Origin of the sequence: Chryseobacterium sp. CY350, from assembly GCF_027945075.1 — a bacterium.
In the GTDB taxonomy this organism is placed as follows: Bacteria; Bacteroidota; Bacteroidia; order Flavobacteriales; family Weeksellaceae; genus Chryseobacterium.
Genome location: NZ_CP116034.1, coordinates 1 through 11,288, shown reverse-complemented (window position 1 = coordinate 11,288; position 11,288 = coordinate 1). Strand labels below are relative to the sequence as shown.

The following is an 11,288-nucleotide window of genomic DNA, read 5'->3' as shown; positions in this document are numbered from 1 at the left end:
AAGAGGAGACGATCCCAAAAAAGATATAGTGGATAGCGGGATTAAGCTCCCGAAAATAAAAGTAATGAGTAATGGGTGATAAGTAATGTGAATGAGATTGCTTTCCAAAAGGATAGTTACAAGCTTAATCTTCGCAATAACAAAACACCGACGCTTCGAGTAGATTTTAAAAAAGATCATATCGAGAAGTCTGTGGTTATATGGCAGCATGCAGTTCATGGGTTCTCGATACACTTTTTTTAAAAAAAAAGCTACTCGAACTGACGAATGACAGATAGTACAACAAAAAAAACAGCTAGATATTAAAAACCTATACGATATCTGGTGTCCAGATTCTAATATCTAGTAAAAGTAAAGCCCCGCTTTGAGAACAAAACGAGACTTTACAAGTGAAAAACAAGGTTTCTTACAGTGCAGGACCGGCTGCACCTTTTATATCTTCTTCTAATTTTTTTCTTTCGCGAGCTCTTCGTCTTGCGATCACAGATTTTCCTTTGAGAATTCTTACGATTCTTAAATATTCGGTACGTTTCAAACCAAAATGGTGGGTAATGACGTAGAGCATTACTCCGAAACCTGCGATAATCAAGTACCCGAAGATCTTTTTGTTTGCGGAAATTATGGCATTAAGCTGAATACTTCTCATATTACTGGCGACGGTTTGTGGCGTGATGGTCATCCCATCCATATACACCGCCAAATCTCCTAAACTGACAACCTGAAACTGATATTGAAACCACGAAAATAAGGCTGAAAAAAATCCTACCGCAAGGAAGGTTCGCCATACCAAAACCAATCCGATGGCGGCCAGCATTTCATTAAGTTCCAATTTATCTAAAGTGTAATACCAAACCGAGATGAAAAGTGAACACATTCCGTAGCCTTTCAGGAACATCGGTAAGTACCAGTTTTCGTAATTGAATTCCAGCACCATCGAAAAGTACATAATAATCGCATAAGCCGTCATTGAAGCGAAGCCCGAAAAGATAAACATTTTGAGTGGTCTTTCTTTTTTAAACCAAAATACAGCTACGACTCCGGCTAAGAATAATCCGGGTGTCATCATGAGATTAAGCTTTGCATTCGTCAATTGATCGTAGCCCAAAACTCCAACTGCATAAATATTTTGAATAGATGTCGTTCCTAAAAACATTCCCAGCCACAAGAGCATAAACAGACCGTTCAGCACGTTGCTTTTCGTAAAAATATGAAAGGAAATATATGGTCTTTTCAAAGTCATCTGACGAATGGACAGTAAGGCAAAACTTACAAATGCGGCAATGCCTGCGTTGATTATCTTATCTGAATTCAGCCAATCCTGCTGTTTCCCAAATGAAAAAACATATGCCGAAAACATAAATGTAGAGACAAACAGGATGATACTCAGCCAATCAATGTAATGCAAAGGAACTTTTAAAGCAAAATATTTATCGTGCATCAAAACCCAGCACAACAATGCCAAGGCAAAACATAAAACAGCTGCCAAAATAAAGAACTGCTGAAAGTTATACAGCACCGAAACTTCTACCGCGTAATAAGCAGCAAGTTGATTTAATATTAAAACAAATGTGTAGAAAACGCCGTAAAAAATCCCCCGTCCACCAAGCATTGCCATTAATGGCAAAAATAATTCGATGGTAATCATCATCTTTAAAAACCCGATCACCAAAGACGTCATCACGATAATCATCGGCTCAAAAGTAGTTGCGTTGATATAACTTAATGCTCCGAGAAGTATTAATAAAATCACGACTTTATCACGGACTTTAAACCGCATTTTCATTCTTAAAACCACAGGCATACACGCTCCCATCCCTATGGTGGTAGCATAGTTTGCCCATAGAAAATATTCCTGCATCACGCCGGTTCCACCCACCATGAAACTGATGTTTCCGGTGTAAACTCCTCCCAACGGCATCACTACGATTAGCAGTAAAACCATCATCAGAAGCTGTACGGGTTTCGGCACCCAATCGCTGAAAAGACCTTTGTTGTACATATTTTTTTAGACTAATAGATAATAGACTGATAGACTGATAGACGAAAGACAATTTTTAGATTTTAAATAGAAAAGATCTTAGTTAATTTAATAATAAAGAAAATCTATGTTCTATCCGTCTATTCTCTATCTTTTTGCATTTAAAGAAACATTCATATTCATTCCTGCGCTCAGTTTTGCGACATCTTCTTTTTTATTGGAATCTGTAAACTCTATTCTTACGGGAATTCTCTGTTGCACTTTGACAAAATTACCTGTTGAATTATCCGTCGGAACATTTGAATATCTCGAGCCTGTCGCGGCTGACACTGCTGTTACCACGCCTTCAAATTGTTTTCCGCCCAATGCATCTGCGGTCATCATTAGTTTTTCACCAATTTTGATGTTCGGCATTTGACTTTCTAGGAAATTAGCGGTTACCCATTTTTGATTATTTAAAACGATGGTCGCAACCTGCTGACCCGGCTGAATTAATTGTCCTTCAGAAATTGTTCTCCTACCCATCACTCCGTCGTAGGGCGCAGTGATTACAGTGTATGAAAGATTGATTTTTGCCATATCCAACGCAGCTTTTGTTCGTTTGATTTCGGCATCATTGATTCCCAATTTGCTTTTCACTTCTGTTGTAGAAAGATTGGCAGATTGTTTTTGATTGATCAGAGTCTGATACACTGCTTTTTGCGCATCGTACTCGGTTTTCATCTGATCAAATTGTTGTCTGGTCACCGCTTCAGCAGCTAACAGATTTTTGTATCTGTTTAAGTTTTGATCGGCATTCCACAATCTTGCTTTTGCTCCGGCAATATTAGATTCCATTACGCTGACGTTGTTGGAAACGGTATTTACCGATGAAGTTGTCGCCGAACGCTGAGCCAATGCATTTTGATAAGCCGCTTCTGCCTGTCCGAGTTGGGTAATAATTTCACGGTCATCCAAAATGGCCAACGTATCTCCTTTTTTCACCTGCTGATGCTCAATGAATGTTATTTCTTTAATATAAGCCGAAACTCTGGTGTTGATTGGATTAATGAATTCTTCAACCTGGGCCGCTTCCGTATAAGTTTTGTCACCAATATGAAAATATTGACGAACTAGCCAGAACAATCCGAAACCTATCAATGCAAATACGATTACATTTGAAATGATGGCTCTGATTTTATTTTTTCTATTTTGTTTTTTCTTGGCTTCAGCATTTGAAACCACAGGTTTTGCAGTTGTTTGCGGTTGTGTATCTTGAGTATTTTGTTCCTTGTTTTCCATTGTTTTTGATTTTCAGTTTTAAATAATTAAAGCGTCCCAGTAGATTTCAACAAATTATAATATTGATACAGGACATTGATTTCCGCATTGGCAAAGTCCAGTTCCGACTGAAGTTTCTGGTTTTGTGCATCAATCATTTCTGCCTGCACAGCCAATTGATTGAGGTACTTTGCTTCGGTGATTTTATAATTTTCTTCGGCTAATCTCTTTGCATCATTTAAAATATCGGCTTGTTGAATTGCTTCCTGATATTTCACATAAGAAGCATTCACATTCATGTCAATATTCTGTTGCGTTAAAGTCAAAACATCGTTTGCCTGAGTTTTCTGCAATTCGCCAAGCTTCACTTTCTCTTTAGTTTTATAGAGATTATCGATGTTATAGCTTAAAGAAATTCCGCCTTGCCATCCACTCGCATACATATCCAAAACAGGATTTCTGGTGGTAATTGGTCTTTGCAAACTGTAACCGCCAAAACCTGAAATCGTAGGCATTCTGTCGGTTTTGATGATTTCGATATTTTTATCGGCCATACTAATGTTGGTTTGTGCAGACTTCAGTTGTGGATTAGTTTCGTGAGCAAGATTTAAATAATAATCCATTCCGATTCCAGATTCTTTATTTTCCAAATTTTCAACAGGAATAATTTCTGTGTCGGCAGGTAAACCCAAAGCGATGTTCAAATTATAATTAAGAATTTTCCTGTTATTGGCTAAAGTTAAAATACTCTGATCAAGATTTTTTATCGCCAATTCACCTCGGATGACTTCATTTCTGGTGACCATTCCCTGTTTGTAAAAATCATTGATATTCTTCAATCGTTGTTGAGCCAGCTTTTTGTTGTTGTCGAAAACAGATTGTTGATTGATAATTTTATAAACATCCAAATAATTAGAGATGACTAAAAATTTTACATCTTGTTGATTCTTTTCCAAATCCAGTTCAGAAAGCTGTTCACGCAATCCGGCAAGTTCGATCGATTTATTTAAAAGCCCACCTTTAAAAATGAGTTGAGTCGCCTGCACACCATACGTACTTCCATAATGAGGCATCGGAATCGCCGTTGAATTTGAAAAATCCTTATCTATCGCCACTACATTCCCCAAATAAAACTGGGTGGTAGAAGCCGTTATTGAAGGAAGTTTCTGAAGTTTGGTAATATCGGTTTGTTGTTTGGCAATATTGATGTTCTGTGCAGAAACTTTTAACTGATAGTGATTTTGAAGTGCCAGTTGTGCGACTTCGTTCGCTGTCATCTGTTTTATTTCCTGTGAGAAAAACAGCGTAGGAAAAAAAGCTATCATGAGTGATAGCGCTGTTTTTATTTTTTTTGTCATTTTACCTTGTTTTACGGGACAAAGTTACGACGAACGCAATATCAAACAAATGTTTGATATTTGGAAAAAGATGTTCAAATGTAGGATTCTACACCTCGAATTGCTGGCGGTATTGTGATGGACTTACATCAAGATGCTTTTTAAAAAAGTGAGAAAACGAATACTGATCACTAAAACCCAGAATGGTAGAAATTTCCGAAACAGGCTTTTTAGACGAGTTTAGTAATACCTTGGCCTCATTGATTACCATTAAAGCAATAATATGACTTGCAGACTTTCCTGTAATAGCTTTCACTACAGAAGAGAGATGTCTGGTTGTAATCGACTGTCGTTCTGCATAAAATTCAACAGTTCTGTCATTATGATGATGAGAAACCAAATCATTAAGAAAAATGAAAACAATCTCTTCCTGTCTCGACATCTGATTCATAGAATTACTGTCTTCATTTGAAATAATACCAGCCATTTGATAACAGAAAACAGAGAACAAATGCTCCACCATTTCTTTTTTATAAGTCATTTCAGTAGTAGAATCTAAGATATATTTTAAGAAATTCACACTTTTCCACACCACATCCATATCATCCTGATGAAAAGGAACACCCACATTCATCTGCTGGCGAAAATAGCGATAGGTAATTAACCGATTGAATTTTAAAGACAAAGCCGAGATAAACTCTCTTTTATAAGAAACCATTCTCGATTGAAAATCGTCGCTTACAGAGATCATTTCGTACACAGTTTGCGGATCTGTCACCATAAACATATTTGCAGAAAGTTCGAGATCACTAAAATGTTGCCTCAACTTGATAGAACCACTTTTAATAAAGATAAAAGCAGGATTATCGGGACGGAAAGGTTTGCTGGCGGAGATTCTTTCAAAGATATTATGTTGTGTAAAAATCTCGACCCCGAATTTTTCTAGAGCAGACATATAGCAAATGTAAACAATCTGTCTCCCGATTGCAAAAATTTATTATTTTAGTAAACCCAAATTAGAGAATATGAGAAAGATCAATTTGCTTTTCGCAGAATACGCAGAAAGCCACAGAAACTCCACCAACAAGATGATCCACTGGATTTGTGTTCCTTTGATTTTCTGGACAATCTTAGGATTTATTTCTTTGATTCCGTCTCCACATTTCTGTGCATCTTACTTTGGATGTATGAGTCTGGTGAGTTTAATTGCAGTGATTCTAGTTACCTTATTTTATCTTAGACTATCTCTTTTGATTGGTTTCATCATGATTTTTGCTATGCTTTTAATGGAACATTTTGCATATGCTGTCAATATTCATTTCGGAAATAAATCGTGGGTGGTCTATCTCTCAGTTTTCGTAATTACATGGATTTTGCAATTTGTGGGACATAAAATTGAAGGCAAAAAACCGTCTTTTCTGAAAGATCTACAATTTCTTTTGATCGGACCGATCTGGTTGTTAAGTTTTGTTCTGAAGAAATTAGGGATTAGATATTGATTTTAAATTATTTGATTAAACGCAAGGATAGACAATGATTTTTTTTAAAAGCCTTGTGCATAATTTTAAGATAAACAATGGCGTTCTACTTAATAATGAAATACAAAGATTTTGAATAATACACTTTTTAAAATGTAAAAACAAATATTAATCTTCCAAAGCATACACCGCAAAACTTGCCAACCAATGATCTCCTCCGTAATTTCCCTGGAATAATAATGGAAGTCCGTTGTTCAAAAAAACATTTGCCGTTTTCTGAAATTCCTTTTTCAAAGGATGATTATCCGGAAGTGATTTTGCAATTCCCTTCATACACCACGCTTTTGTGAAAGACAATCCTACGAGATGAACCGTTTGATAATCACTCAAATCGCTGACGACCGGAATTTTCTTTATATTTTCTAAGCTTCTTTTTTCATAGAAATTATCTAGCCATTTTACAAATTCTTTTTGGGGAAGAATTCTGCGCATTAAATCGGCAATTTCAAGACTTGGCGAGAAAAAATCTGAACCGTCCGGTTCTAGATAAGCAGGCGTTTTCGTATTGGCTAAATAAAAATATTTCGCTTTCTCAGTTAATTGATTTTCGAAATCTTTATCTTTTGCAGCTCTTGCCCAATCCAATGCAAAAACCATTGCAAATGCAGTATTCGGATGAACTCCGGTTCGGTTGGGATAAGTCTGTTTAGGCAAATAGGTTTTCCAGGAAGCAAGAATTTTATCGGTTAGAGGTTTTAAATTATCATGCCAGATTTTAGCTTTCGGATGATTCCATGTCATTAATTCTTCATCTAACTTTAGCAACCAAGCCCAGCCGTACGTTCTTTCAAAAGTTGTTGTGAGCTGATATTTTGAAAAGTAATCTGCTTCAGTCTGTAAATTTTCTTTTTTAAATGAGTTATCTAAGATATTCTCAATGTCTTTAGCAATTGACAAATCGGGTTTGGTCTTCAGCAAACGCAACAACATCCAATGACCATGTACGGAGGAATGCCAATCAAAACAACCATAAAAACTAGGATGCAGATCTTTCGGACTCAAAGAAACTTCGCCTTCGGTATTGATGATATGTGCGGTCTTATTCGGATATTCCTGATTGATGCAATGCAGAGGTTTTTCTGCTAACTTAACTGCCATTTCATTGGTCAGTTTTGGAGATTGTTGGGCGAAAATTAATGATGAAAACAAAAAAGCAAAAAGACATTTTTTCATTCAATAAAAATATTAATAAATATTTAACTGTCCTGTTTTTACAATCAATTAATTACTTTCAACTAAAAAATTTAACACATTGCTGTTAAAGAAGAGCATACAGATGTTTCTGTAAAACTTAAATAATAAGAAAATTTTTTCTGGAAAATATCGTAATAAGCTGATGTGCAAAACCACTAAAGACATGTATAAACTCAGAAAATATGCGGGAACTAAAAGATGAGACTGACTTTTTTAAAAGGAAACTTCATTTGATAGAGGAGAAAAATAAATTACTATACTTAGAATTGATGCATTAAAAGTCTAGTTTGGGAGATATGAAGGAAAAACAATATAAAAAAAGTAAATTCATAAAAAAAACATCCGAACACTTTAGATATTCGGATGTTTCATTGCAATAAATAATTATCTAAGCATTAAAATGAGTTTTCACAGTTTCTAAAACCTGCTCATCAGACATTTGCTGAGATGTTTCTAACGTAATTTTTAAATCTTTAAATTGTGCTGTATCATGCAGATAATGTTTCAGTTCTTCCTGAATTGTTCCCGGACCAGTAATTAAAACTTCCTCGGAATTCGTTAAAAGATGCTCTACTTCTTTGAAAAATTTAACTTTATTGGTTTGCTCGGCATTATTGCCTGCATTTTCACTAGAATTACCATGTTGGATAACTGCTTTTACAGGACTGCATAGAAAAAATTTGAATGCATTTTGCGCGTCATGATTTTTCACAACTACTGCTTTCTGGCTATCAATCCAAAGTCCTGCTAATTTTTTGTCAGACATAATTTATTTTTTAATGTTATGTCTTTGTATTCGCAATAATGATGCTAAAGAGTTGTTAACAGCTGTTAAATTACTATGTTCGTAATTAAATAACACAAATTGATGAGAACGAAATATCTTACATTGTAAGAAAATGTATTTTTAATGTATACAATTCTTTAGGACAAGGATTGCTTGAATCTGTTTACCAGAAAATTTTAGTTTATGAATTAGAAGAAAACGGTCTTACAGTAAGATCAGAACTATTACTACCCGTTAAATATGGTAATAAATTATTTGATATAAATTTTAGGATTGATATTCTTGTGGAAGACAAGGTGATTTGGAATTAAAGTCAGTAAAATCAATTGAAGATATTCATTATAAACAACTTTATACATATTTGAAATTATAATCTGCGTACTCAGCAAAATCTGCGAGAGAAAAAAAAGTTCAATTCTATTTCCCTATAACAAATACCGCAGGAATTTTATGAAGTTCAGGTTTCTGTTTTTGCCAGTCTTTGATGCTTAAAGTTTTGATGAATTCATGCTCTGCATCATTAATGTTTGCGGCAATACAAAGTTTTGTTTGCGGAGATAAAAATTTACAAAGATCTTCGAAAAGCGCATTGTTTCGATACGGTGTTTCCATAAAAATTTGGGTGTATCCTGTCTTTTGAAGTTCACTTTCCAGATATTGTATTCTCTTTTTCTTTTCGCCTTTTTCGATCGGAAGATAACCGTTAAAACTAAATTCCTGCCCGTTGAAACCACTGGAAATCAAAGCAAGGATGATCGATGACGGCCCGGAAATAGGAATAACTCGTATTTTTTTCTCATGACACCATTTTACCACTAAATTTCCGGGATCTGCGATACAAGGAAGTCCTGCCTCTGATAATAATCCGAAATCCTGGCCATTCAGCATTCTGTCTTGAGCTTCTTTAATGTCAGAATTTTCTGTATACTTATCTAAAAGAAATAATTTTAAATCTGATTGCTTTTTATCAGGAGCGAAAAATTTAATAACTTTTCTCGCCGTCTTTTCATTCTCAACAAAGAAAAAATCTGTCTGCATGATATAATCTTTTATCACAGGAGAAAAATGCGTGATTGGTGTATTTTCTGAAAGATAAGCCGGAATTAAGAAAAGCATTGTATTGTTATTTTGATATTTAAATATGAGCGATAACTTAGTTATCTTATTTTATTGGTAATTACCTGTTGTTGAAGTTGATGCGAAATCTTGTTGCTAGCACGATCCAACAATTGATAGACTTTTTCAAAATCATCGAGATTTCCCCAATATGGATCTGGAACTTCAGAATTCTGATGATTTCCGGCCTCTTCTAAGAACAGATGAACTTTTTGACGTTGCTCTTCAGTTCTAGTCAGCGAGATAACGTCTTCAAGATTTTTCAAATCCATACAATAGATCTTATCAAATTGATCAAAATCTGTCATTTGAATTGGTCTCGATTTTTGCTTTGAGATATCAATATGATGATTTGCAGCAGTTTTTACGGCTCTTTTATCAGGAGTTTCGCCTTCGTGCATAGAGATTGTACCCGCAGAATCAACCACAAAACTATCAGGAAGTTTGGATCTTAAAATCCCTTCTGCAAGCGGACTTCTGCATATATTGCCGAGACAGACCATCAGTATTTTCATTAACTTAATTTAAATATTGAAAAATTTATAGTAAGATTTTAAGCTGACAAAATTAAACAAAAAATGGAGAACAAATAGTCTCCATTTCTTTATGATGTCGTTTACAGATTAATGTTTAATTTTTTCTGTAAGTTCTTTTACATATTTCTTTACTTCCTTATCGATTTTGGAAACATCTTTTATCGTATCACAAGCGTACATCACGGTCGAATGGTCTTTACCGCCCATTTCTTCACCTATTTTCGTAAAAGTTGCATTGGTAAATTCTTTTGCAAAATACATCGCCAGTTGTCTCGGTAACGCAATTTCTCTTTTTCTTGTTTTAGACAAAAGCTGCTCTCTCTTAATTCCAAAATACTCACATACAACCTCCTGAATATAAGGAATATTGATGATTTTTTTCTGGTTAGCGGCAATCTTATTAATGGTTTCCTTTAATAATTCTAAACTTAAATCTGATTTATAAATTGTAGAATAAGCAATCACTGAATTGATAACCCCAATAAGTTCTCTTACGTTGGTTTTTGCTTCTGCAGCAAGAAAATCGAGCATGTCGTCTGTTAAAACAATTCCGTCTCTGCTTAGTTTGTCAACGATAATTCTTTTTCGGGTATCAAGATCCGGAGATTTAATCTCTGCAGAAAGTCCCCATTTGAAACGGGAAACAATTCTGTCCTGAATATCCATAATATCTACAGGAGCTTTATCTGACGTAAGAATAATCTGCTTTCCGTTCTGATGCAAATAATCGAAAATATGGAAGAAACTATCCTGAGTGGCCGATTTACCGGAAAGAAACTGAATATCATCGATGATCAGTACATCTACCATCTGATAGAAGTTGGCAAATTCTGTCTGTTTATGAGCTTTAGCAGCTGAAATAAACTGCTGGATAAATTTTTCGGATGAAAGATAAAGAACCACTTTATCAGGAAACTGACTTTTTACTTCCAGACCTACTGCCTGACCGAGGTGAGTTTTACCAACACCATAACCTCCATATAAAAACAAAGGGTTGAAAGCGGTTGCTCCGGGTCTTTTTGCGATAGATCTCGCAACCGTAGAAGCAAATTTATTGCTTTCTCCTTCCACATAATTATCAAACGAAAAATCAGCTTTCAGATTAGAATCAATATTTACTTTTTTGATTCCGGGAACTACGAAAGGATTAACAATATTGGATGAAAAACCCTGAGGCATTGTTTCCTGCATTTTTGGTGTAGGAACTGTTTTCCCTTTCATATTCATAGTAACAGGCTTTTCCAAACCGCTAGGCTTGTTTTCCATTACAGAATACCAAAGTTTAACGCCTTTACCGATGTTTTTCTTCAGGGCAGCAGAAAGCAACGACAGATAGTTATCCTCGATATATTCTTTGTAAAAATCACTCGGAACCATCAATGTAAGATTGTTGTCAACCAAAGAAATTGGCTGCACTTTATCAAACAGCAAGTCGAATGATTTTTCCAGTTTTTTAAGATCAGAATTGTCTTCAGCCGCGTTTAAATTATCTCGCATAAACTGAAGGCACTTCTGCCATATCATCATTAAATTTTCATCCAT

At 35.2% G+C, this 11,288-nt stretch carries 11 protein-coding genes; 2 read left to right on the top strand and 9 right to left on the bottom strand.

Translation table 11 applies throughout. The annotated features are described in order from the left end of the window. Positions 1-406: 406 nt before the first annotated feature. The 4 genes from PGH12_RS00055 to PGH12_RS00040 form a co-directional block, all read right to left on the bottom strand. Entirely contained in the window at positions 407-1,999 is a 1,593-nt protein-coding gene (locus tag PGH12_RS00055; protein ID WP_267598007.1) for an MFS transporter, read from the bottom strand. A gap of 126 nt (positions 2,000-2,125) precedes the next feature. Continuing rightward, positions 2,126-3,259, bottom strand: coding sequence for an HlyD family secretion protein (locus PGH12_RS00050; protein WP_267598008.1), 1,134 nt, complete (start codon positions 3,257-3,259; stop codon positions 2,126-2,128). Positions 3,260-3,285: 26 nt separating this feature from the next. Then, a complete protein-coding gene (locus PGH12_RS00045) occupies positions 3,286-4,596 on the bottom strand; it encodes a TolC family protein (protein ID WP_267598009.1) in 1,311 nt (436 codons plus the stop codon). 88 nt (positions 4,597-4,684) lie between these two features. Further along, positions 4,685-5,530, bottom strand: a complete 846-nt coding sequence (locus PGH12_RS00040; protein WP_267598010.1) for a helix-turn-helix domain-containing protein — start codon at positions 5,528-5,530, stop codon at positions 4,685-4,687. Between the two features lie 70 nt (positions 5,531-5,600). Here PGH12_RS00040 and PGH12_RS00035 point away from each other — a divergent pair, with 70 nt between their 5' ends. Continuing rightward, complete coding sequence (locus PGH12_RS00035) at positions 5,601-6,074, top strand: Mpo1 family 2-hydroxy fatty acid dioxygenase (protein WP_267598011.1); 474 nt, start codon at positions 5,601-5,603, stop codon at positions 6,072-6,074. A 147-nt stretch (positions 6,075-6,221) separates the two neighbouring features. Here PGH12_RS00035 and PGH12_RS00030 read toward each other — a convergent pair whose 3' ends face one another. Further along, entirely contained in the window at positions 6,222-7,286 is a 1,065-nt protein-coding gene (locus PGH12_RS00030; RefSeq protein ID WP_271286780.1) for a DUF2891 domain-containing protein, read from the bottom strand. Between the two features lie 409 nt (positions 7,287-7,695). After that, positions 7,696-8,073 carry a hypothetical protein gene (locus PGH12_RS00025; RefSeq protein ID WP_267598013.1) on the bottom strand — a complete coding sequence of 126 codons (378 nt, stop codon included), beginning with the start codon at positions 8,071-8,073 and terminating at the stop codon, positions 7,696-7,698. Between the two features lie 170 nt (positions 8,074-8,243). Between PGH12_RS00025 and PGH12_RS00020 the strand changes: the two genes are divergently transcribed. Further along, positions 8,244-8,405 carry a GxxExxY protein gene (locus tag PGH12_RS00020; protein WP_420710268.1) on the top strand — a complete coding sequence of 54 codons (162 nt, stop codon included), beginning with the start codon at positions 8,244-8,246 and terminating at the stop codon, positions 8,403-8,405. A gap of 106 nt (positions 8,406-8,511) precedes the next feature. Here PGH12_RS00020 and PGH12_RS00015 read toward each other — a convergent pair whose 3' ends face one another. The 3 genes from PGH12_RS00015 to dnaA form a co-directional block, all read right to left on the bottom strand. Continuing rightward, a complete protein-coding gene (locus PGH12_RS00015; RefSeq protein WP_267598014.1) occupies positions 8,512-9,210 on the bottom strand; it encodes an SAM-dependent methyltransferase in 699 nt (232 codons plus the stop codon). Between the two features lie 41 nt (positions 9,211-9,251). Further along, entirely contained in the window at positions 9,252-9,725 is a 474-nt protein-coding gene (locus PGH12_RS00010; RefSeq protein ID WP_267598016.1) for a low molecular weight protein-tyrosine-phosphatase, read from the bottom strand. Positions 9,726-9,833: 108 nt separating this feature from the next. Further along, on the bottom strand, positions 9,834-11,288 hold the full coding sequence (gene dnaA / locus PGH12_RS00005; RefSeq protein ID WP_267598017.1) for a chromosomal replication initiator protein DnaA: 1,455 nt from the start codon (positions 11,286-11,288) through the stop codon (positions 9,834-9,836).